At 71.3% G+C, this 21,469-nt stretch carries 21 protein-coding genes; 14 read left to right on the top strand and 7 right to left on the bottom strand.

Annotated elements, in window-relative coordinates; translation table 11 throughout:
* Positions 1–16 precede the first annotated feature (16 nt).
* Positions 17–820, top strand: a complete 804-nt coding sequence (locus FHX45_RS03750; RefSeq protein ID WP_341771340.1) for an SDR family oxidoreductase — start codon at positions 17–19, stop codon at positions 818–820.
* 27 nt (positions 821–847) lie between these two features.
* Positions 848–1,999: an acetyl-CoA C-acetyltransferase gene (locus FHX45_RS03745; RefSeq protein WP_167096647.1), complete on the top strand. Its 1,152-nt coding sequence runs from the start codon at positions 848–850 to the stop codon at positions 1,997–1,999.
* A 45-nt stretch (positions 2,000–2,044) separates the two neighbouring features.
* Here the strand turns inward: FHX45_RS03745 and FHX45_RS03740 are convergent, their stop codons facing one another.
* Positions 2,045–2,791, bottom strand: a complete 747-nt coding sequence (locus FHX45_RS03740) for an enoyl-CoA hydratase family protein (RefSeq protein ID WP_167096645.1) — start codon at positions 2,789–2,791, stop codon at positions 2,045–2,047.
* A gap of 136 nt (positions 2,792–2,927) precedes the next feature.
* Here FHX45_RS03740 and FHX45_RS03735 point away from each other — a divergent pair, with 136 nt between their 5' ends.
* Genes FHX45_RS03735 through FHX45_RS03725 form a run of 3 tightly spaced genes read left to right on the top strand, consistent with a single transcriptional unit; the run spans position 2,928 to position 6,050 of the window.
* A complete protein-coding gene (locus tag FHX45_RS03735) occupies positions 2,928–3,818 on the top strand; it encodes an SDR family oxidoreductase (RefSeq protein WP_167096643.1) in 891 nt (296 codons plus the stop codon).
* Positions 3,819–3,820: 2 nt separating this feature from the next.
* A complete protein-coding gene (locus FHX45_RS03730) occupies positions 3,821–4,978 on the top strand; it encodes an acyl-CoA dehydrogenase family protein (protein ID WP_167096641.1) in 1,158 nt (385 codons plus the stop codon).
* Positions 4,979–4,991: 13 nt separating this feature from the next.
* Positions 4,992–6,050 carry an acyl-CoA dehydrogenase family protein gene (locus FHX45_RS03725; RefSeq protein ID WP_167096639.1) on the top strand — a complete coding sequence of 353 codons (1,059 nt, stop codon included), beginning with the start codon at positions 4,992–4,994 and terminating at the stop codon, positions 6,048–6,050.
* A 24-nt stretch (positions 6,051–6,074) separates the two neighbouring features.
* On the opposite strand, the gene FHX45_RS03720 is transcribed toward FHX45_RS03725, so the two are convergent.
* From FHX45_RS03720 to FHX45_RS03705, 4 genes are all read right to left on the bottom strand, one after another.
* The gene (locus tag FHX45_RS03720) at positions 6,075–6,929 is read right to left on the bottom strand and encodes an IclR family transcriptional regulator (RefSeq protein WP_167096637.1); all 855 of its coding nucleotides are present in this window, start codon (positions 6,927–6,929) and stop codon (positions 6,075–6,077) included.
* Positions 6,930–7,095: 166 nt separating this feature from the next.
* Complete coding sequence (locus FHX45_RS03715; protein ID WP_341771339.1) at positions 7,096–7,365, bottom strand: ferredoxin; 270 nt, start codon at positions 7,363–7,365, stop codon at positions 7,096–7,098.
* Entirely contained in the window at positions 7,362–8,510 is a 1,149-nt protein-coding gene (locus tag FHX45_RS03710; protein WP_167096635.1) for a 3-ketosteroid-9-alpha-monooxygenase, oxygenase component, read from the bottom strand. The genes FHX45_RS03715 and FHX45_RS03710 overlap by 4 nt, the downstream gene beginning before the upstream one ends.
* A gap of 158 nt (positions 8,511–8,668) precedes the next feature.
* Positions 8,669–9,055, bottom strand: a complete 387-nt coding sequence (locus FHX45_RS03705) for a nuclear transport factor 2 family protein (RefSeq protein WP_167096633.1) — start codon at positions 9,053–9,055, stop codon at positions 8,669–8,671.
* A 260-nt stretch (positions 9,056–9,315) separates the two neighbouring features.
* On the opposite strand from FHX45_RS03705, the gene FHX45_RS03700 reads away from it, so the two are divergent.
* The 7 genes from FHX45_RS03700 (at position 9,316) to FHX45_RS03670 (ending at position 17,516) form a co-directional block, all read left to right on the top strand.
* On the top strand, positions 9,316–10,407 hold the full coding sequence (locus FHX45_RS03700; RefSeq protein ID WP_167096631.1) for a ferredoxin--NADP reductase: 1,092 nt from the start codon (positions 9,316–9,318) through the stop codon (positions 10,405–10,407).
* 89 nt (positions 10,408–10,496) lie between these two features.
* Entirely contained in the window at positions 10,497–11,681 is a 1,185-nt protein-coding gene (locus tag FHX45_RS03695; RefSeq protein WP_167096629.1) for an acyl-CoA dehydrogenase family protein, read from the top strand.
* A gap of 25 nt (positions 11,682–11,706) precedes the next feature.
* Positions 11,707–12,660, top strand: coding sequence for a VOC family protein (locus tag FHX45_RS03690; protein ID WP_167096627.1), 954 nt, complete (start codon positions 11,707–11,709; stop codon positions 12,658–12,660).
* Between the two features lie 120 nt (positions 12,661–12,780).
* Complete coding sequence (locus tag FHX45_RS03685) at positions 12,781–14,253, top strand: FAD-dependent oxidoreductase (protein WP_167096625.1); 1,473 nt, start codon at positions 12,781–12,783, stop codon at positions 14,251–14,253.
* A gap of 16 nt (positions 14,254–14,269) precedes the next feature.
* The gene (locus FHX45_RS03680) at positions 14,270–14,809 is read left to right on the top strand and encodes a flavin reductase family protein (RefSeq protein ID WP_167096623.1); all 540 of its coding nucleotides are present in this window, start codon (positions 14,270–14,272) and stop codon (positions 14,807–14,809) included.
* A 73-nt stretch (positions 14,810–14,882) separates the two neighbouring features.
* Positions 14,883–15,749: an alpha/beta fold hydrolase gene (locus FHX45_RS03675; RefSeq protein WP_167096621.1), complete on the top strand. Its 867-nt coding sequence runs from the start codon at positions 14,883–14,885 to the stop codon at positions 15,747–15,749.
* 78 nt (positions 15,750–15,827) lie between these two features.
* Positions 15,828–17,516 (top strand): 3-ketosteroid-delta-1-dehydrogenase, encoded by a 1,689-nt coding sequence (locus tag FHX45_RS03670; RefSeq protein ID WP_167096619.1) that lies wholly within the window; start codon positions 15,828–15,830, stop codon positions 17,514–17,516.
* A 57-nt stretch (positions 17,517–17,573) separates the two neighbouring features.
* Here FHX45_RS03670 and FHX45_RS03665 read toward each other — a convergent pair whose 3' ends face one another.
* On the bottom strand, positions 17,574–18,194 hold the full coding sequence (locus FHX45_RS03665; RefSeq protein WP_167096617.1) for a TetR family transcriptional regulator: 621 nt from the start codon (positions 18,192–18,194) through the stop codon (positions 17,574–17,576).
* Positions 18,195–18,488: 294 nt separating this feature from the next.
* Here FHX45_RS03665 and FHX45_RS03660 point away from each other — a divergent pair, with 294 nt between their 5' ends.
* Both FHX45_RS03660 and FHX45_RS03655 read left to right on the top strand, forming a co-directional pair.
* The gene (locus FHX45_RS03660) at positions 18,489–18,935 is read left to right on the top strand and encodes an Rrf2 family transcriptional regulator (RefSeq protein WP_167096615.1); all 447 of its coding nucleotides are present in this window, start codon (positions 18,489–18,491) and stop codon (positions 18,933–18,935) included.
* A 92-nt stretch (positions 18,936–19,027) separates the two neighbouring features.
* Positions 19,028–20,464: an MFS transporter gene (locus FHX45_RS03655; RefSeq protein ID WP_167096613.1), complete on the top strand. Its 1,437-nt coding sequence runs from the start codon at positions 19,028–19,030 to the stop codon at positions 20,462–20,464.
* Between the two features lie 10 nt (positions 20,465–20,474).
* On the opposite strand, the gene FHX45_RS03650 is transcribed toward FHX45_RS03655, so the two are convergent.
* Positions 20,475–21,356 carry a LysR family transcriptional regulator gene (locus FHX45_RS03650; protein ID WP_167096611.1) on the bottom strand — a complete coding sequence of 294 codons (882 nt, stop codon included), beginning with the start codon at positions 21,354–21,356 and terminating at the stop codon, positions 20,475–20,477.
* Positions 21,357–21,469: the final 113 nt, after the last annotated feature.

Below are 21,469 nucleotides of genomic sequence, written 5' to 3'. Positions count from 1 at the left end.
GCCCGAGGGAGTTGCCGTGACGACTACGGAGAAGGAACAGCGCGCGCCGGACTACCCGCCCGCGCACCGTCTGCTCGAGGGCCGCACGGTCGTGATCACCGCGGCCGCGGGGGCGGGCATCGGCGCGGCCGCGGCTCGCCGTTGCCTGGAGGAGGGGGCGGCGGCCGTGGTCGTCAGTGACACGCACGAACGCCGCCTCGCCGAGGCGCATCAGGCGCTGGCCGGGGAGTTCGGCGGTGACCGGGTGGCCTCGATCCGGTGCGACGTGACCGACGAGGAGCAGGTCGAGGCGCTCTTCGACGTGGCGGAGCGGTTCGGCGGCGCGGACGTCGTCATCAACAACGCCGGCCTCGGCGGCACCGCCTCCGTCCTGGAGATGACCGACCAGCAGTGGCACCAGGTCCTCGACGTGACCCTCACCGGCACGTTCCGCTGCGTGCGGGCCGCGGGCCGGCGCATGGTGGCCGCGGGCCGCGGGGGCGCCATCGTCAACAACGCTTCCATCGCGGGCTGGCGCGCACAGGAGGGGCAGGCGCACTACGCCGCGGCCAAGGCCGGTGTGATGGCGCTGACCCGCTGCGCCGCGATGGACCTGGCGCCGCACGGCATCCGCGTCAACGCGGTCTCACCCAGCCTCGCGATGCATCCGTTCCTCGCCAAGGTCACCAGCGAGGAACTGCTCGCCGAGCTCACGAGCCGTGAGGCGTTCGGCCGCGCGGCCGAACCGTGGGAGATCGCGAACCTGATGGTCTTCCTCGCCAGCGACTACGCCTCCTACCTGACCGGCGAGGTCCTCTCCGCCAGCAGTCAGCACCCGTGATCCCATCGTCCCCCTGAGGAGAACACCGTGTCCGAGGCCTACATCGTCGACGCCGTCCGCACGCCCGTCGGGCGGCGCGGTGGCGCGCTGGCCGGGAAGCACTCCGCCGACCTGGGCGGGCACGCGATCCGCGCGCTCGTCGACCGCACCGGGATCGACCCGGGAGCGGTCGACGACGTCATCTTCGGCTGCTGCGACACGATCGGCCCGCAGGCCGGGGACGTGGCGCGGACCGCGTGGCTGGTGGCCGGGCTGCCCGACCACGTGCCGGGCGTGACCGTCGACCGGCAGTGCGGGTCCGGTCAGCAGGCCGTGCACTTCGCCGCGCAGGGGGTGCTGTCCGGCACCGCCGACCTGATCGTGGCGGGTGGTGTGCAGAACATGTCCGCGATCCCCATCTCGGCGGCGATGCTCGTCGGGCAGCAGTACGGGTTCAGCACGCCGTTCGCCGAATCGCCGGGCTGGCTGAAGCGCTACGGCGACCAGGAGGTCTCCCAGTTCCGCGCCGCCGAGATGATCGCCGAGCACTGGGACATCTCCCGCGAGGACATGGAGGTCTACGCGCTGGAGAGCCACCGGCGGGCGATCGCGGCGATCGACGGCGGCCGGTTCACCGGCGAGATCGCCCCGGTCGACGGGTTCGACACCGACGAGGGGCCACGGCGTGACACCAGCCTGGCGAAGATGGCCGCGCTGCCGCCGGTCGCCGGCGGCAAGCGCATCACCGCGGCGGTGGCCTCGCAGATCAGCGACGCGGCCGCCGCACTGCTCATCGCGTCGCCGCGGGCCGTCGAGCAGCACGGTCTCACGCCGCGCGCCCGCATCCACCACCTCTCGGTGCGGGGCGCGGACCCGGTGTGGATGCTGACCGGCCCCATCCCGGCGACCCGGCACGCGCTGGCGCGCACCGGCCTGTCGGTCGACGACATCGACCTGTTCGAGGTCAACGAGGCGTTCGCGTCGGTGGTGCTGGCGTGGGCCAAGGAGACCGGTGCCGACTTGGAGCGGACCAACGTCAACGGCGGCGGGATCGCGCTCGGCCACCCGATCGGCGCCACCGGCGCGCGGCTGATGACCACGATGATCGCCGAACTGGAACGCCGTGGTGGCCGGTATGGCCTGCAGGTGATGTGCGAGGGCGGCGGTCAGGCCAACGTCACCATCGTCGAACGCCTCTGACCACCCTGGTGCCGGGCCGCTCGCGGGTGGCCCGGCACCGCCGGGTCACCCACCCTGCTCCACGAACCGGTCGCGGTGCTCGTCGGCCACGCCGGCGAGGTTCAGCTCGAACGTGAAGCCCTGCTCGAAGCGGTAGCTGTGGTTGACGTCGACCGGGTCGATGCCGTTCAGCGCCTCCTTCGCCGCGCGGATCACGCGGGGGTCCTTCGCCGCGATCTCCGCGGCGACGCGCAGCGCGGCCTCGTCCAGTTCCGCTCGCGGCACGACCTCGAGCACCGAACCGTGGGTGAGCAGCTGCTCGGCCGTGATCGTGCGGCTCGTGTAGTAGAGCGTGCGCATGAGGTGCGGCGGCACGAGGCGCGCGAGGTGGGTGGCCGCACCGAGCGCGCCGCGGTCGACCTCGGGCACCCCGAAGTAGGCGTCGTCACTGGCGATGATCGTGTCCGCGTTGCCGACCAGCCCGACCCCGCCGCCGAGGCAGAACCCCTGCACGGCGGCGACGACCGGGACCGGGCACTCGTAGACCGCCTTGAAGGCCCGGTAGCAGCCGCGGTTGGCGCCGAGCAGCGCGTGGAACCCGGAGGTTTCCTGCATCTCCTTGATGTCCACGCCGGCGTTGAAACCGCGTCCTTCGGCGCGCAGCACGACGACGTGGGTGCGCTCGTCGCGGCCGGCCTCCGTGATCGCCTCGGCGAGGTCGTGCCACGCGGCCACGGGCAGTGCGTTGACGGGCGGGTAGTCCACGGTGACGACGCGGATGCCGTCGTCCCGGGTCGCCGGGATGATGGGCATGGGGCTCCTTCGCTGGGGGTGACGGTCGGCGGCTAGCCTAGCATTTGCTTGGTTGGTTGCGGAGGATCCTGGCGCCCGTCAGCGGTGTTTCTACCAAGCGCTTGCTCGTGCGCGCGAGGTGTGGTTTCCTGGGCGCATGACGGAGCACACGCGGACGACCGGCTTCTGCGCGGGGCGGGTCGCCATCATCACCGGCGCGGGCCAGGGTCTCGGCCGCGCGCACGCCCTGGAGTTCGCGCGCCAGGGTGCCAAGGTCGTCCTCAACGACATGTCCGCCTCGGTCGAGGCGGTCGCCGCCGAGGTGCGTGCCGCGGGCGGCGAGGCGGTCGCGGTGGTGGCCGACATCGCCGACTGGGAGGCGGGACGGCACGTCGTCGAACTCGCCGTGCACACCTTCGGGCGGCTCGACACCCTGGTGAACAACGCCGGGGTCAACCGGGACCGGATGCTCGTCAACATGAGCGAGGCCGAGTGGGACCTGGTGATGGCCGTCAACCTCAAGGGCCACTTCGTCCCCCTGCGGCACGCCGCGGCGTGGTGGCGCGACCGGGCCAAGGCCGGCGAACCGGTGGCCGCGCGGGTTGTCAACACCTCGTCCGGCGCCGGGCTCCTGGGCAGCGTCGGGCAGGGCAACTACGCGGCGAGCAAGGCCGGGATCGCCGCGCTGACCCAGGTCGCGGCCGTGGAGTTCGCCCGTTACGGCGTGCTCGTGAACGCGATCGCACCCTCGGCCCGCACACCGATGACGGAGGCCGTCTTCGCGGAGAAGATGACCAAACCCGCCGCGGGGTTCGACGCGATGGACCCGGCCAACGTGTCCGGCCTGGTCGCCTGGCTGGGCAGCGACGCCGCGAACGTGACCGGGCGGGTGTTCGAGATCGCCGGCGGGGAGGTGTCGCTCGCCGACGGCTGGCGGCACGGACCACCGGCGGTCCAGGACCGCCGGTGGGAACCGGAACAGCTCGGCGCCGTCGTCGCGGACCTCGTCGCGAAGGCCGAGCCGCCCGCACCGGTGTACGGGGCCTGACGATGACGGCCGATGACGCGGAATTCCGGGCGGAAGTCCGGGCGTGGCTCACCGAGCAGCTCACCGGGGAGTTCGCCGACGTGGCCGGGCTCGGCGGGGAGGGCCGCGAGGACGAGGCGCTCGACCGCAGGCGCGAGTGGGAACGGCGGCTCGGTGCGGGCGGCTGGATCGGCCTCGGCTGGCCGGTCGAGCACGGTGGCCGCGGCGCGTCGCTGGCGCAGCAGGTGATCTTCCACGAGGAGTACGCCCGCGCGAACGGGCCGGGACGGCTGCTGCACATGAGCGAGCAGCTGGTCGGCCCGACGATCCTGGCGTTCGGCTCGGCGGAGCAGAAGCGGCGCTTCCTGCCCGGCATCACCGCCGGGGAGACGTTGTGGTGCCAGGGGTATTCCGAGCCCGGGGCGGGCTCGGACCTTGCCGGGGTGCGCACCCGCGCCGTGCGGGAGGGTGACGAGTACGTCCTGACCGGCCAGAAGGTGTGGACCTCGCTGGCGCACGTCGCCGACTGGTGTTTCGTGCTGGCGCGCACGGACCCGGCGTCGGCCCGGCACACCGGGCTGTCGTACCTGCTCGTGCCACTGGACCAGCCCGGGATCGAGGTACGGCCGATCAAGCAGATCACCGGCACCAGCGAGTTCAACGAGGTGTTCTTCGACGGCGCCCGCACCCCGGTCGCCAACCGGGTGGGCGCCGAGGGCGACGGCTGGCGGGTCGCGATGGGGACGCTCGGGTTCGAGCGCGGCGTCGCCACCCTGGGGCAGCAGATCGGGTTCCGCCGCGAGCTCGACCACGTCGTCGCGCTGGCGCGGCGCAACGGCGCGTTCGACGAGCCGGAGCTGCGTGACCGGCTCGTGCGCGCGTGGATCGGCCTGCGCGTCCTGCGGTACACGGCGGTGTCGACGCTGCGCTCGGCCGGCAGTTCGGTGTCGGGCCTGGAGGCGTCGCTGTCGAAGCTGCAATGGGCGACCTGGCGCCGGGACCTGGGTGAGCTGGCCGTGGACGTGCTGGGCGAGGACGCGCTGACCGTCGGCGAATCCTACGGCCTGTCACCGGAGCAGACGTTGTTCCTGTTCAGCAGGGCGGACACGATCTACGGCGGGTCGAACGAGGTGCAGCGCAACATCGTGGCCGAGCGCTTGCTCGGGCTCCCGCGGGGATGAAACGGAGTACCCGGTGAACGAGGACGAAGGCCTGCGCGAGGAGATGCGCAAGGCGGTCGCGGACTTCCTGCGCGCGGAGGCGGATCCGGCGCGCCGGCGGACGGCGATGGACAGCGACGACGGCTACGACCGGTCCCTGTTCGAGCGCGGTGTGACCGAGCTGGGGCTGGGCGGGCTGACCGTGCCGGAAGCCTGCGGCGGGCTCGGGCTGGGCTTCGCCGAGGCGGCCGTCGTGATCGAGGAGTTCGGCCGGGCGGTGGTGCCCTCGCCGGTGCCGGACACGCTGGTCGCCGCGACGGTGCTCGCGGAGGCGGGCGAGCCGGCGCAGGCCGTGCTGCGCCGGCTCGCGACCGATCCGGTGGCGATCGCGGTGGCGGGTCTCGCGGGTCCGGTGGGGGTGGACGGCGGCCGGTTGCACGGCACGGCACGGGCGGTGCCCCACGGCGCGCGTGCCGACCTGGTGCTGGTGCTGGGCGAGGACGGCGGGGTGTACCTGGTCTCGCCGGCGGAGCCGGGAGTGACCCGGACCGCCCACTGGGCCCTGGACCACACGCGGCGCCTGGCGGACGTGGAGTTTTCGCACGTGCCGGCGAAGCGGCTCGCGCCGGGCGACGACCTCGCGCGCCGGCTGGTGGATCTGGTGCGGATCGCGATCGCGGTGGAATCGGCGGCGGCGGCGAGTGCCTGCCTCGAGGCGACGGTCGCCTACCTGAAGGTGCGTGAGCAGTTCGGCCGGCCGATCGGTTCGTTCCAGGCGCTCAAGCACCGGTGCGCGGACCTGGCGGTGGCGGTGCACGGTGCGCTGGCGACGGCGCGGTACGCGGTGCGCTGCGCGGCGAGCGGTGCGGCGACCGACAGTTCGGGCGACGACGTGGCGACGGTGGCGGCCATCGCGAAGACGGTGTGCACGGACACGCTGATGAGCGTCGCGGCCGATTGCCTCCAGCTGCACGGCGGTGTCGGGTTCACCTTCGAGCACGATGTGCACCTGTACTTGAAGCGCGGCAAGGCCAACCAGGTGCTGGCGGGACGGAACGCGCAGCTGCGCGCAACGCTGGCGGCGAAACTCTGACCCGAGCGGGCTCACCCGCCCGGGTCAGGCGGGATCGATGTCGACCAGCTGGAGCGGGGCGCCGGAGGACGGCTGCACCCGGGCCCGTGCCCGGGTGGCGTGGTTGGCCGGAGCCGGGCGGGACCGCAGCGGGGGCAGCCCACTGGCGGCGCGCCGGACGGTTGCGGCGGCGTGGCGCACCTCGGCGATCGCCGGCCCGAGATCCAGCGTCCGGCTCGGGCCGCAGATCGACAGCGCGAACTGCGCTTCGTCGTCGCCGGTCGTGATCGGGGCGGCCACGGCCGTCACACCCCAGTGCGCCCCCTGGGTGTCCACCGCGACGCCGCCCCGGTCGTGGATGCGGTCGATGTCGCGCAGGAGCTGCGTGTGCGACTGAATGGAATACCGGGTCGGGGCCTTCTCGAACCGCAGCTCGGGCCAGCGGGCGGGGGACAGGGCCGCGAGCAAGGCCCGGCCGGCGGCACTGATCGTCACCGGCTGCCGGGCGCCGACGCTCCACGGCCCGGTCGTGTACGGCCACGACCCCACCCGCTCGAGGTGCACGATGTCGGCGCCGGCCAGCATGCTCAGATGTACGGTCAGGCCGCTGCGCCGGTGCAGCTCGGCCATCACCGGCACGGCGGTCCGGGGCACGGCCTGCCGCTGGGTGAACTGGGCGCCGAGTTCGAACATGCGCATACCCAGCGCGTACCGGAATTCCTTGCGCTCCACCCAGCCCAGCTCGACCAGGCGCTGCAGGATGCGATGCGCCGAGGACCGCGGGACGTGCGAGCGGCGCGCGAGTTCGGCCAGTGTCAGTGGCCGCTCGCCCGCGAAGGACTCCAGCAGCGAAGCGACGCGGTCGATCATCGCGGCCGGGGCTTCCTGGATGTGCGCCATTGCCACACCACCTCCGGGGACATCGTCAGAGTGTCACGTTCTGACCAAATGTCAGAAACTGACAGGGGTGAGTGTAGGCAGATCCCGGCGGCCTTGTAAACCACGTGCCGTGTCTTTCGGTGGAATGCACCGCGATGCGGGCTCGCCCCGGGGGACGAGCCCGCGATCACGCGGTCCGTGCCTCGACGACCCGGAGTCGTCCGGCGGCTACTTCCGCATCGATGGATCCCCTGAGCCGCGAGCAGCCCGCGATCGCCGGTCCGGCAGCCGGTGCGGACCGGAGTTCCGGACAGGCCGAGCGTGCTTCGGCGTTCCACTGCAGGGTGGTTTGCTCGACGCTGCTCTTGCGCACCAGCAGCCGGGCCGCGCAGTGGTGGCACCGCAGCGGCTGCATGGGCACCTCGTCGAGCCGGGCGTCGGTTCTGGGTTCGCTCACGCCGGGGTTCCCGTCGGTTCGGCCCGGCCCGCGATGTTGGCGGCGACCTCCGCGTGCCAGGCTTGCTGCGGCCGGGTGGTGTCCAGTTCGTACTCGAACCGGTCCACCATCTCGGGGCGGATGTCGGCGACGTCGACGTAGAACTGCTCGTACCAGCGGCGCAGCTGGTACACCGGGCCGTCTTCCTCGCACAGCAGCGGGTTGTCGATGCGTGCCTTGTTCTTCCAGATCTCCACATCCTGCTCGAAGCCGAGCTTGATGTAGTCGCCGAGCGCGATGGCGGACCGCATCGCCGCCTCTTCGCCGAGCGTGGCCGACTTCTTGACGATGATGCCGTACTGGAGGACGAAGGAGTCGGCCGTGACCGGGTAGTGGCAGTTCAGCAGCACCGTGTGGTGGTCACCGTGCTCGTAGTGGTACGTCAGGTCGTCGATCATGAAGGACGGGCCGTAGTAGGAGGCGACCGACGTGGTCCCGAGCATCTTCGGCTGCCCTTCGGGCGCCGGGTAGTCGTCGCGGGCCTCCCCGTTCATGTACTGGGTGGCGACGTGGCCTTCGAAGACGTTCTTGAAGTAGGTCGGCAACGACCCGTGCACGTAGAAGAAGTGCGCCATGTCGACGACGTTGTCGATGATCTCCCGGCAGTTGGTGTTCACGACCGTCGTGTACCAGTGCCAGTCCGTCCACTCGTCGCTCCCCGCGCCCTCGATGCGGGGGATGGCGACCTCGTCGGTGGGCCCATTGCCCTCCGGGTCGTGCCAGACGAACAGCATCCCGTCCTGTTCCAGCGTGGTCCACGCCCGGGTGCGGGCGAGCCGCGGGACACGGCGGCTGTACGGGATCTGCTTGCACCGGCCGTCGCCGCCCCACCGCCAGTCGTGGAACGGGCAGGCGATCTCGTCGCCCTTGACCTGCCCCTGGGAGAGGTCGCCGCCGAGGTGACGGCAGTAGGAATCGAGGATGTTGATCGAGCCGCTGGCGCCGCGGAACACGACGAGCTTCGTGCCGAAGGCGTGGACGGTGTGTGGTTTGCCGTCCGCGAAATCGCGGATCAAGCCGAGGCAGTGCCAGCCGCGGGCGAAGCGGGCCGGTGCCGCGTCCGCCTCGATCCGGCGGATTTCCTGGTCCTGCTGCGGTGAGGTCATGTGCACTCTCCTGGAAAGTGGTGCCGGTGGGGGCGGCGCCGGGCCGGTCGGCCGCCGCTGCGTCGCGAAGGCGACCCACCGGTTCTAACAAGGCCCGGCGCCGTGCGGCCGGGTACAGCTCACTGAGCGGGAACGTCGCGCGGCGCCGGGACCGCGCATCAGGCCGGGGTGGTCCGGCGGTGGACGATGTCGCCCGGGCTCCAGATCGCCCGCATGCTGGTGATGAGACCGTCCGCGTCGAAGGTCATCACGTCGATCGGTTCGATCGAGGTGACGAACCCGCCCGCGGTGGTGACGACTCGCATGTGGAACGCCGCCGTGTCCCCGGACGCCCGGACGGTGAGCAGCTCGGCGGTGAGGTCGAGGCCGTCGAGTTCGTGGTAGAACGCCGCGATGGTCGCTCGTCCCGTTCGCACCTCGCTGCCGGCCGGGTCCTCCAGCGTGGCGTTGTCGGCGTAGAGCGCGGCGATGTCGGACGCCGTGCCGGCGTTAAGTCGGCGAACGTACTCCGCCACGGCGTCGGTGAGCTGGTCCACGGTCAGCATCGGTTTTCCTTTCACGGCGATGGTGGCGCGGGTCCGCGCCGGGTCGGGGTCGATGCCAGCACAGCAGAGCGCCTGCGAACGGCCGGTGACCCGCCCAGTGGGAAGCCAGGTCCGGTTACTCCGCCGCGTCGGGCGGCCCGCGATCGGTCTCCCAGTGAGCGAGACGATCCGGACCGCGCCGCCGGCCGCGGCTCTACGGTTCCCCGAGTCCCGCTACCGCACCGGGAAACGCGGGCGGCGACGAGCAACCAGGAGGGTGGATGTTCACCGAGACGAGTGCCGGCCACGAGCTCCGCGGCGACGCCGGCGCCACGGCGCCGGCCTCGCGCGGGACGATCGTCCGGGTGCGGGCCGTGATCGACGAGACCGCCGACGCACGTTCGTTCGTCGTGGAGCCCGCGGCGGAGGCCGCGCACCTCTTCGACTACCGGCCGGGGCAGTTCCTGACCGTCCGGGTCCCGGATGCGGGGTCCGGATCCGCGCGGTGCTATTCCCTGTCCAGCTCCCCGCACTGCGACCCGGCCCTGAAGTTCACCGTGAAGCGCGTTTCCGGCGGGCACGGCTCGAACTGGTTGTGTGACACCGTCGAGGCCGGTCACGAGATCGAGGTGCTGCCGCCCGCCGGGACGTTCACCCCGGCGGCGCTCGACCGCCCGGTCGGGCTGATCGCGGGCGGCAGCGGGATCACACCGGTGATCGCGATCGCGAAGTCGATCCTGTTCGGCGGCACCGGGGACGTCGTCCTGATTTACGCGAACCGGAACGAGGAGTCGGTGATCTTTCCCGGCGAGCTCCGGGCGCTCGAACACCGCTTCCCCGAGCGCTTCACCGTGATCCACCACCTCGAGTCCCTGCAAGGCCGTCCCACGCGCCGCACGCTGGCTCTGCTGTTGCGCCCGCTCGCCGACCGGGACGTCTACCTCTGCGGGCCGGCGCCCTTGATGGACCTCGCCACCGCCGCGTGCGCCGACGCCGGAATTCCCGGCGACCGCGTGCACGCGGAACGCTTCCGGTCGCTCCAGCAGGATCCGTTCGCCGCCGGAACCCCCCTCGACGCAACGGAACCCGGCACCGCGGAGGTCGCCTGCACCGTGCGGGTGTCGATCGACGGAGCCGACCACGTCGTGCCGTGGACGGCGGGGCGGAAACTCCTCGACGCCTTGCTGGCGGCCGGCATCGACGCACCGTACTCGTGCCGGGAAGGCGCATGCAGTGCCTGCGTCTGCTCGCTGACGTCGGGGAAGGTGAACCTGGCGCGCAACGCGATCCTCGCCGAGGCCGACCTGGCCGAGGGATACATCCTCGCCTGCCAGGCCGAACCGGTCAGCGACGAGGTGTCGATCGCGTACTGATCCGTGCCACCCGCTCCCGTCGGCGCCGCGCGCGCCACCCGATCCCACATCCAGTGACACCGTCCAGTGACACCGACCAGGAGCTATCCATGTCCAATCCAGTACTCGACAACATCGTGGCGATGGCCGACGAGCTCCGCGCGGGCGCGGACGACGGCGAGACGTTGGGCCGGCTGCCCGACGACATGGCCAAACGCCTCCGCCAGGCGGGCCTCATCCGCCTGTTGCAGCGCACGAAGTACCACGGCTACGAAGCCCACCCGCGGGAGTTCGCCGAAGCGGTGATGAAGACCGCGAGCATCTACGGGTCGGCGGGCTGGGTGGGCGGCATCGTCGGGGTGCACCCCTGGCAGCTGGCGTTCGCCGATCCCAAGGTGCAGGACGAGATCCTGGCTGCGGACAGCGACACCTGGCAGGCCTCGCCCTACATGCCGGCGGGCATCGCCGTCCCGGGCGACGGCGGCTACGTGCTCAACGGCCGCTGGCAGTTCTCCTCCGGAACCGACCACTGTGACTGGATCTTCCTCGGCGCGATGGTCGGCGGTGCCGACGGGAAACCGCTGATGCCGCCGCGGAGCCTGCACGTCATCCTGCCCCGGTCGGACTACCGGATCATCGACGGCTCGTGGGACGTCGTCGGTCTCCGGGGTACCGGGAGCAAGGACATCGTGGTGCAGAACGCCTTCGTCCCGGACTACCGGGTGATGGAGGCGGACAAGGTCATCGACGGAACCGCGGCGAAGGAGTACGGGGTCACCGAGACGCTCTACAAGATGCCGTGGTCCACCATCTTCCCCCTGGGGATCACGGCGGCCACGATCGGCATCTGCGAGGGTGTCCTGGCCGCGGGTATCGACTACCAGCGCAACCGGGTCGGCGCCAGCGGTAACGTCATCAAGGACGACCCCTACGTGCTGCACGCGCTCGGCGAATCGGCGTCGGAGATCGACGCCGCCCGCCAGCAGCTGCTGGCCAATGTGGACCGCGTGTGGGACCTGGTCGACCGTGGACGGGACATCGACTTCGCCACCCGCGCCCGTGTTCGCCGCGACCAGGTTCGCGCGGCGTGGCGTGCCGTGCGCGCGGCGGACGAGATCTTCGACCGCGCCGGGGGTAATGCGCTGCGCATGGACAACCCGCTGCAGCGCTTCTGGCGCGACGCGCACGCCGGCCTGCACCACGCGATTCACGTCTCGAGCACCACCTACCACGCCTCGGCCATGGCCTCGCTGGATGTCGAGGTACCGCAGGGGCCACTGCGCGTGATGATCTGATCGTCCGTCCGGAAAGGAATCAACCATGACCGAGATCAAGGGACTCGGATACGTCCGGGTCATCGCCACCGACCTGGAGCGCTGGCGGGAACTCGGCTTCGACGTGCTGGGTTTCGCACCCGGCTTCGGAGACGAGGACGACGCGCTGCACTTCCGCATGGACGAGCGCCCGTCCCGCATCACCGTCGAGCGCGGCGCCGCGGACCGGGTGACGGCCGTCGGCTGGGAGGTCAGGGATGCGCCGGCGCTGCGCCGGCTCGCCGCGACCCTCGATGCGGCGGGCGTGGCCTACACCCCCATGACGCAGGAGCTCGCGGACCGGCGGAAGGTGGAAGCCGGCATCTGCCTCAAGGACCCCGGCGGCACCCCGCTCGAGTTCTTCCACGGCCCGGTCCTGGAGCACAGCCCGGTGCTGACGAAGTACGCGCACAAGTTCGTCACCGGAGGGCAGGGGCTCGGGCACGTGGTCATGCCGACCACCAGCTTCGACGAGTCCTTCGCCTTCTACACCGAGACCCTCGGCTTCCTCTCCCGCGGCGCGTTCCGGATGCCGGGGCCGCCCGAGGCCGGTCCGCTGCGCATCCGGTTCCTGGGCGTCAACCAGCGGCATCACAGCCTGGCGATCATGCCCAGCCTGGAGGGCCGGGACCCCGGGCTGATCCACGTGATGGTCGAGGTCGATTCCCTCGACGCCGTCGGGCGGGCCTACGACGAGGTGATGGCGCGGGACTTCCCGGTCTCCTCGACGCTGGGGCGGCACACCAACGACAAGATGATCTCCTTCTACGTGCGGGTCCCGGGTGGCTGGGACATCGAGTACGGCACCGGTGGCCAGCTCGTCGACGAAAGCTACTACACGGCCGAGGAGATCACGGCGGACAGCTACTGGGGTCACGAATGGTTGTGGATGCGTGAGATGAAGGAAGCGCGGGAAGCCGCGGAGCGGGAAGCCGCTCCGGCGGCACCGGCCGGCTCCTGAAGTTTCGCCAGGGCTGCGCGAACCATCGCCACCCCTGATCCGGGCACCGCGTGACTCCGGCTCACGCGGTGCACCGGGTCCCAGTTCCGCGACATCACCCAGGAAGGACGGAGACCCACCATGCGAACCGATCCGGAGAACGCGATCAGCCCGGTTTCCGCGGCGTCGATCGGCGACTGGACCGACTCGGCCGATGTGGTCATCGCCGGGTACGGCATCGCCGGCGTGTGCGCCGCCATCGAGGCCGCGCGGGCCGGTGCGGACGTGCTGATCCTGGAACGCACGAGCGGCTGGGGCGGCGCGGCGGCCCTGGCCGGCGGCTTCGTGTACCTCGGTGGTGGTACCCCGCTGCAACGCGCCCTCGGTTTCGCGGACACGCCGGAGAACATGACGGAGTTCCTGCTCGCCGCGGTCGGTCCGGGCGCCGACGAGGCGAAGATCACCGACTACTGCGCGGGCAGCCTCGAGCACTACGACTGGCTCGTCGGCAACGGTGTGCCGTTCCGCGAGGCGCTGTGGGACGAACCCGGCTGGGAACCACCGCACGACGAAGGTCTCGCCTACTCCGGCGGGGAGAACGCCGCGCCGTTCCACGCGATCGCCACGCCCGCTCCCCGCGGCCACGTACCGCGGATGCAGAACAAGCGCAGCGGGGAACGAGGCGGCGGCTACATGCTGATGAAGCCGCTGGCCGAGACCGCCGAGGCCCTCGGCGTGCGGGTCCGGTACGACGTCCGGCTGACGGGGCTCGTCGTCGACGGCGACCGGGTGGCCGGGGTGCTGGCGCAACGTTACGGCGAGCGCGTCGCGATCCGCGCCGACCGCGGGGTCGTGCTGGCAACCGGCGGCTTCGCCTACGCCGAGCGCATGGTCGCCGACCACGCGCCGCAGCTGATCGGCCGTCCCGGCGCCGCGATCGAGGAGCACGACGGCACCGGCATCCTGCTGGCCACGGCACTCGGGGCGGCCACCGCGCACATGGACGCGACCGAGGTCGCCTTCTTCTGCGACCCGCAGCTGATGGCGCGCGGTATCCTGGTCAACGCCCAGGGCCAGCGCTACGTCCCCGAGGACACCTACCCGGGCCGGATCGGCCAGATGACCCTGTTCCACCAGCAGGACCAGGCGTTCCTGGTGATGGACGAACGCGCGTACGAGGAGGCCCTCGCCACCGAGACCGCCACGCCCGCCCTGCGCATACCACCGACGTGGGCGGCGGACACCGTGGCCGAGCTGGAGGCCGACATGAGGCTTCCCGAGTGGACACTCCAGTCCACGGTGCGGATCTACAACGACTACGCGGCGCAGCACCGTGACCCGCTGTGGGGCAAGCGACCCCGGTGGTTGCGCCCGATCACCGGTGCTGTGGCCGGGTTCGACCTGCGCCACCGCACCGCCGGGTTTCCGCTGGGGGGCCTGCGCACCGATCTCGACGGCCGGGTGCTGCACGTATCCGGAACGGCGATCCCTGGTCTGTTCGCGGCGGGCCGCTGCACATCGGGCATTTGCACCGGCGGCTACGTCAGTGGCGCATCCCTGGGAGACGGCAGCTTCTACGGCCGCCGAGCCGGCCGGGCTGCCGCGGCGAACTGAGCGAGAGGAACACCCGATGACACGCGACGGCTCTGACGTCACGGTGGGGGAGCTGTCCAGCCGGAGCTCTCCTGAGCTGGACCCGGTTCGGATGCGCACCGTGCTGGGGCATTTCGCCACCGGCGTCGTGGCGATCACGGGAATCGACCGCGAAACCGGCAAGCCGGTCGGGCTGGCCGCCAATTCCTTCACCTCGGTCTCACTGGATCCGCCGTTGGTCGCGTTCTGCGTGGGTGCGGCCAGCACGTCGTGGCCGCGGGTCCGGTCGGCGGGCCGCTACGCGGTCAGCATCCTGTCCGATGCACAGGAGGCGGTGTGCCGTCAGCTGGCGCGGCCGGGTGCCGACAAGTTCGACGGGATCGGCTGGACGCCGTCCCCGTCCGGGGCGCCCGTGGTCACCGGTTGCCTGGCGTGGATCGAGGCCGAGCCCCAGGCCGAGCACGTCGCCGGTGACCACACCATCGTGGTGTCGCGGGTGCGCCACCTGTCGTCCTCGGACCTGGCACCGCTGGTGTTCTTCCGGGGTCGCTACGGCCGCCTCAGCGTGGCGTCGTGACCGGCCGGTTGGGGTGTCCGCTCACCGGGAGCCCGCACGGCGCCGGTGCCCCGACGGTGGCAAGGTCAGGAACATGAGCGCTTCCGCCGATTCCCGTGCCGTGCCCGAACTTCGCGAACTGTCCACTGAGCACGGTGTGCTGCGTTACCGGGAGAGCGGGGACGGTCTGCCACTGGTGATGCTGCACGGGTCCGGACCGGGGGTGACCGGATGGCGCAACTTCGGCGCCAACGTGCCGGCGTTCGCCGGTGACTACCGGACGATCGTCCTGGAGTTCCCGGGTTTCGGGGTCAGCGACGATTTCGGCGCCGTGCACCCCATGCTGTCCGCCGTGACGGCGGTGCGTGCGCTGCTGGACGGCCTCGGGCTCGGGCGGGTGCGCCTGGTGGGGAACTCCATGGGTGGCTTCGTCGCCACGGAGTTCGCACTCGCGGCCCCCGAGCGAGTCGAACGCCTGGTGACCGTTGGTGGCATCGGCACCCCGTTGTTCAGCACGCAGCCGGGGGAGGGCATCGTCCGGCTCAGCGAGTTCGTCGAGAACCCGACGCGTGCTGCCCTGATCGCCTGGTTGCGGTCGATGGTGTTCGACCAGAAGCTGGTCACGGAGGAACTGATCGAGGACCGCTGGCGCCAGGCCACCGACCCGGCGACGCTGGAGAACTCGCGCCGCATGTACAGCGCGGCGGCGCTGGCGCGCATGGCCGCAGGAGCTCGCGACGCCACCGTCACGCCGAGCTGGGCCGCTCTGGGACGGCTGGACGTCCCGACGCTCGTCACGTGGGGGCGGGACGACCGCGTCAGCCCGGTGGACATGGCCTTGCTGCCGATGCGCGTCCTGCCGCGCGGCGAGGTGCACATCTTCCCGGATTGCGGGCACTGGGTGATGATCGAGCAGAAGGACGCGTGGGAAGCCGTGGTGCTGGCGTTCCTGCGGCGCTGACCACCGCCTGGCGGGCAAGTCGGGGGACGAACCGTGAGCCGAACTGTTACTGCGAGAACGAAGTGGAGCTGGAGACCCATGACGAAGAAACTGCCTCCGCTCGTGCCTGCCCGCGACACGACCGTCGACCTGCTCGTGATCGGATCGGGAACCGGGCTGGCCGCGGCACTGGCCGCGCACGAGCTCGGACTGTCCACCCTGGTCGCCGAGAAGACGGCCTACGTCGGCGGATCGACCGCGCGCTCCGGCGGCGCGTTCTGGATCCCCGGCAACTCCCTCCTGCCCGAGAAGGGTTCGCAGGCCGTTCCGGACGCCGAGAAGTACCTGCGGGCGGTCGTCGGCGAGTCGGCACCCGCCGAGCGCAGCCGCGCGTACCTCGAGCACGGTGCGGCCGCCGTCGACATGCTCGCGCGGACCACGCCGATGCGGTTCTTCTGGGCCGAGGGCTACTCCGACTACCACCCGGAGCAACCGGGGGGCCGTCCGGCGGGACGGACCTGCGAATGCCGCCCGTTCGACGCCGCCGTCCTGCGTGACGAGCGCCCGAGGCTCCGCCCGGGCGTGATGGCGGCACCGGTGCCCATGCCGGTGACCGGCGCGGACTACAAGTGGATGAACCTGGTGGCGCGCAAACCGGGCAAGGCGATCCCGCGGATCATCCAGCGGCTCGTCCTCGGCGTCGGCGGCAAGCTGATCGGCCGCGAGTACGTGGCCGGCGGGCAGGCGCTCGCGGCGGGCATGTACGCGGGTGTGCTGCGCGCGGGTATTCCGGTGTGGACGGAAACGAGCCTCGTCCGCCTGATCCGCAGCGGTGGCCGGGTGTCGGGTGCCGTGCTCCGCCAGGCGGGCGCTGAGGTCACCGTGACGGCGCGCCACGGTGTCGTCCTCGCGGCGGGCGGGTTCGACCACGACATGGTGGCCCGGCACGAGTTCCAGTCGACGCGCCTGGGCGAGCACGCCAGCCTGGGCGCGGACGGGAACACCGGCGACGGCATCCGCGCCGCGCAGGAGGCCGGTGCCGGCCTCGCGCTGATGGACCAGGCCTGGTGGTTCCCGGCGTTCGCGCCGCTGCCCGGCTCGGCACCGGCGATCATGCTCGCCGAGCGGTCGCTGCCCGGCGCGTTCATCGTGGACCAGACCGGGAAGCGGTTCATCAACGAGTCCATCGACTACATGTCGTTCGGGCAGGCCGTGCTCGCGCGGGAACGTGCCGGCACGCCGGTCGGGCAGATGTGGATGGTCTTCGACCAGCGCTACCGGAACAACTACATCCTGGCGGGCAGCGTGTTCCCGCGACAGCCGATCCCCGAAGCGTGGTACCGGGCAGGTGTCGCGCACCGGTCCGACGACCTGGACGTGCTCGCGGGAGCGATGGGCGTGCCGGCGGCGGCCTTCCGCGACACCTTCGAGCGCTTCAACGCCCACGCCGGGTCGGGACACGATCCGGACTTCGGCCGCGGGGAAAGCGCCTACGACCGCTACTACGGCGATCCCACGGTCGCGCCGAACCCCAACCTCGCGCCGCTGCGCAAGGCGCCGTACTACGCGGTGAAGATGGTTCTGAGCGACCTCGGCACGTGCGGCGGTGTGGTCGCCGACGAGCACGCACGCGTCCTGCGCGAGGACGGGACGGCCATCGAGGGCCTCTATGCGATCGGGAACACGGCGGCCAACGCCTTCGGCACGTCCTATCCCGGTGCGGGGGCGACGATCGGCCAGGGCATCGTGTACGGCTACATCGCGGCCCGCCACGCGGCCGCTTCCTAGACCGGCGCACGCGCGGGGGGCCCGGCCGCCGGCCGGGCCCCCCGCCGTGGGATCACGTCACTCGCCCGCCGTCCGCGGGGTCAATCCGCTCAGCGCCAGACGCAGACCGCGCGACTCCCACTTCGCGAGCTCGTCGAAGTCCCCGGAACGACCGCTCTCGACCCAGTGGATCAGCGCCTGCCGCAGGGTCTGTATCACCAGCCGCGCGGGCAGTTCCCGGAGGAACGGGTCCGCGTCGAGTTCGTAGTAGCGCGCCAGGAACCGGGTGATCGGCTCACCGAGCGACTCGCACCACTCCACGAAGCGGAGGCGGTACTGCGGAGTGGTGATGATCAACGTCATGATCTGGTGGTCGTACTCGGGCACCTGCCTGCGGGCGAGCTCCGTGGTGAGCGCCGAGGTGAGCACCTCCGCCGGGTCCGCGTCGTCCGGGGCTTCTTCGAGCGCTTGCACGATGACCCGCTCGCTGCGGCGCAGGAGCGGCATCAGGACGTCTTCCTTGACCGGGAAGTGGCGGTGGAAGGTCCGCGGTGCGATTCCGACGATCTCGCAGATCCGTTCCACCGTCGCCGAGGTGTCGCCTTCCGCGACGAACAGATCCCGCGCGGTGAGTGCGATGCTCATCCGCAGCTCCTCAGCCCGGCGCTCGGTGAGGGTGGGCCGCTTCGAGTTCGTCACCAGGGCTCCGTCCTGCAGTCGTTCGGTCAAGGTAGCCGGGACGGGTGCGTGGGTGCTGCCCACTGACCACTGTCCGGACCGTCGGTCGCGGCACTGACCCGGCCACCACACCTGTCAGAATATGACACCTTCGCCCGGCGGTCCGGAACGAACCGCCCTCACAGTTATAACCGCAGGTCAGTGCGGTAACCACGGATCGGCCGCGGCCGAGAGGGGCCGGATTGACAGTCGATCTGAACTGCAACTAAGCTCGTTACAGCTAGATCGGCACCGGCCGGTCGCGAAGGGACGACGGTGGCTCTCAGCAGCAGAAGCGCGGTCGCGATTCACGCGCTCACCATGTTGGCGCGCTGGGACGATCGCTCACTGACGTCCGCGGAGATCGCGGACAGCCTGGCGAGCAACCCGGTTCTCGTGCGGCGCATTCTCGGCAGCCTTCGCGACGCCGGCCTGGTGTGGTCCACCGAGGGCCGCGGCGGTGGCTGGTCCCTGGCCCGTGCCCCACGGGAGATCACGCTCCACGACGCCTACGCCGCGGTGGAGGAGGGCCGGATCCTGTCGCGGCACGCTCATCCACCGAGCGACGCGTGCGAGGTCGGGCGCAACATCAGCGCTGTGCTCGAGGTGGAGTTCCGGGACGCGGAACGGGCCATGGAAGAACGGCTCGGCCGTACGACGATCGCCGACCTGCTGCGGCGGATGCTGGCCATCGAGCACGAACTCGCGTCAGCGAATCGCTGACCCAGCCATGGCGGAGGGACGTCCTCCGCCATTTTTCCCACCCTAACTGTAACCATGACAGTGGCAGTTTATGCCGCGAAGGGATGCCTCGAATGACACGCACGCCGGCCACAACCGAACGAACCGGCTCGACGCCGGCCCTGTTGGCCGTGCTCCTGCCGGCGGTGCTCGTCACGGTCATCGCGAGCGACATGGTCAATCTCATGCTCCCGTCGATCGGGGAGCAGTTCGGGGCTTCCGAGGCCGAGCTCGCCTGGGTCGTCACCGGCTTCCTGCTGATGTTCTCCGTCGGAATCCCCGTCTACGGCCGCATCTCGGACCGGGTGAGCCTGCGGCGGCTGTTCGGCTTCGCCCTGCTGACCTACGCCATCGGGAGCGTGATCTGCGCTCTTGCCCCGGAGCTGCTCGTGCTCGTGCTCGGGCGAGTCGTGATGGGGATGGGCGCGGCCGGGCTACCGGTGCTCTCGATCATCGCGGTCACCCGCTTGCTGCCTGCGGACAAGCGGGGGATGGGGATCGGTGTCGTCTCCTCGGCCGCGGGTATCGGCACTGCCGCCGGGCCGGCGCTCGGCGGTGGGATCGGCCAGTTCCTCGGCTGGCCCGCGCTGTTCTGGTTCATGCTCGTGGTCGCGCTGGTCCTGCTGCCCGCGGCGTTGCGCGCGCTCCCGGGCGAGTCCCCGGCGGGCGCGGGCCGGTTCGACCTTCCCGGCGGCATCTTCCTGGGCCTCGGCGCCGGGCTGGTTCTGTTCGGGATGACCCAGGCGCAGGTCACCGGCTTCGCCGCATTCTCCTCCTGGGCCACCCTCGTCGTCGCGGTCGTGGCACTCGCGCTCTTCGGGTGGCGCACCGTCCGCGCCGCACAGCCGTTCGTCCCGCCCGCACTGTTCACCAACCGCGTCTACCGGGCGGCGGTCGTCGCGCTGTTCCTGTCCATGCTCGTCAACCTCGGCGGGCTGGTGTTCGTTCCGCAGCTGGTCGTGGACGTCAACGGTCTCACCCCCGGGACCGGCGCCCTGGTCATGATCCCCGCCGGGGCCGCCGTCGCCGTCCTCTCGCCGGTGATCGGTCGCCTCGCCGACCGCATCGGCACCCGGCCCCTGGTACTGGTGGGCCTCGTGGCGATGGCGCTGTTCGCCCTGTTCCTCTCGACCTTCGCCGCGGGCGCCTCGGTGCTCCCCGCGGGCATCGGGATTCTCGGGCTCAGCGTGGGCTTCATCATCGTCATCACCCCGATCATCAGCGCCGCGGCGAGCGCGCTGCCGGCCGACCAGGTCGGCGTCGGCCTCGGCATCCTCCAGGGAGCGCAGTTCCTCGGCGCCGGCACCGGCCCCGCGCTGTTCGGCGTGCTGATCACCGCGCGGCAGCACAGCGGCAGCGGCGCCATCAACCCGCTGCACTCCGGCCATGAAGGCGCGGCCTACTCCGACGCCTTCCTGGCCATGGCCGTGGTTGCTGTCCTCGCGGTGGTTGTCGCGTCCCGGATGCGCCCGGCCGCCACGTCGCCGCGCGACGCGGGCGATGCCCGCTAGTGTCCCGGTTCTACTTCCGCATCTCCGCCTCGACGGTCTCCGCGAATTCCAGGATCGGTTTCGGCAGCTCCGCCCAGCTGCGGGCGGCCCAGCCGGCGGTCGGCGCCTTGAGGTCGTCGATCGGGACGAACCGCAGGTGCGGCAGTTCCGCGGGCGCGTAGCGCGGGATGGTCGCGACGAGTGCGCGGTTCACCCCGGTTTCCGCGAGCAGCATGGCCGTGTCCCATTCCGCGACCCCGGCGTCGCGGAAGTTCGCCGCGCCCAGCATCGGATGCAGTGCGCTCAGCGAGCTGGACGACACCGGCAGCACCAGGTTCGGCAGCGTCGCCAGCTCGTCCACCGTGATGGAGTCCCGCGCGGCAAGCGGGTCGTCGCGGTGGACGGTCAGGGTCCACTGCAACGCGACGATCGGGCGGATCTCCACCCCGGCGATCGGGCCGACGATCGAGACCAGCGCGATGTCGGACCGGTCCGCCTCGATGTCGGCCAGGCAGTCCCGCGTGGTCGGCTGGGTGCGGAAGGTGAGCTTCACGTCGGGATACCGCGTCTGCAACGTGGTGATCGCGTCACGCATGAAGGCCCGCACGGTGGCCGATCCGGTGCTGATCCGCACCTCGTCGACCCCGCCGCTGCGGGCCATCGCGCGCAGCCGCTCGGCCGCCGCGTCGATCCGCCCGACGCCCACTGCCGCCGCGTCGCGCAACAGGCGCCCGGCCGGGGTGGGCAGCACCCCGCGCGGCAGCCGCTCCAGCAGCGGCAACCCCAGTTCCCGCTCGAGCCGGCGGACGTGCTGGCTCACCGCCGACTGGCTGCACGACAACGTCTTCGCCACGGCGGTGAAACTGCCGCGCTCGCACACGTCGAGAAACACCCGCAGGTCGTCCAGGGTCACTGATCAAAGCTAACACTTATGGATACCCAAGAAAAGTGGAGCGTTGACTTATAGCCGCCCCGCTGGCGACGATTTCCGGCAGAACCCGCCGCGGCGCCCGGCTCACTGCCGGG

The organism is Amycolatopsis granulosa (assembly GCF_011758745.1).
GTDB classification, from domain to species: Bacteria; Actinomycetota; Actinomycetes; order Mycobacteriales; family Pseudonocardiaceae; genus Amycolatopsis_E; species Amycolatopsis_E granulosa.
Note: the sequence above shows the minus strand (reverse complement) of the source record. Positions and strands in the feature narration are given on the sequence as shown.

Coding starts and splice junctions, on each gene's coding strand:
- FHX45_RS03670 (WP_167096619.1), top strand. CDS start 15,828: ATGACGAAGAAACTGCCTCCGCTCGTGCCTGCCCGCGACACGACCGTC.
- FHX45_RS03690 (WP_167096627.1), top strand. CDS start 11,707: ATGACCGAGATCAAGGGACTCGGATACGTCCGGGTCATCGCCACCGAC.
- FHX45_RS03655 (WP_167096613.1), top strand. CDS start 19,028: ATGACACGCACGCCGGCCACAACCGAACGAACCGGCTCGACGCCGGCC.
- FHX45_RS03700 (WP_167096631.1), top strand. CDS start 9,316: ATGTTCACCGAGACGAGTGCCGGCCACGAGCTCCGCGGCGACGCCGGC.
- FHX45_RS03735 (WP_167096643.1), top strand. CDS start 2,928: ATGACGGAGCACACGCGGACGACCGGCTTCTGCGCGGGGCGGGTCGCC.
- FHX45_RS03730 (WP_167096641.1), top strand. CDS start 3,821: ATGACGGCCGATGACGCGGAATTCCGGGCGGAAGTCCGGGCGTGGCTC.
- FHX45_RS03685 (WP_167096625.1), top strand. CDS start 12,781: ATGCGAACCGATCCGGAGAACGCGATCAGCCCGGTTTCCGCGGCGTCG.
- FHX45_RS03710 (WP_167096635.1), bottom strand. CDS start 8,510: ATGACCTCACCGCAGCAGGACCAGGAAATCCGCCGGATCGAGGCGGAC.
- FHX45_RS03680 (WP_167096623.1), top strand. CDS start 14,270: ATGACACGCGACGGCTCTGACGTCACGGTGGGGGAGCTGTCCAGCCGG.
- FHX45_RS03705 (WP_167096633.1), bottom strand. CDS start 9,055: ATGCTGACCGTGGACCAGCTCACCGACGCCGTGGCGGAGTACGTTCGC.
- FHX45_RS03740 (WP_167096645.1), bottom strand. CDS start 2,791: ATGCCCATCATCCCGGCGACCCGGGACGACGGCATCCGCGTCGTCACC.
- FHX45_RS03720 (WP_167096637.1), bottom strand. CDS start 6,929: ATGGCGCACATCCAGGAAGCCCCGGCCGCGATGATCGACCGCGTCGCT.
- FHX45_RS03675 (WP_167096621.1), top strand. CDS start 14,883: ATGAGCGCTTCCGCCGATTCCCGTGCCGTGCCCGAACTTCGCGAACTG.
- FHX45_RS03695 (WP_167096629.1), top strand. CDS start 10,497: ATGTCCAATCCAGTACTCGACAACATCGTGGCGATGGCCGACGAGCTC.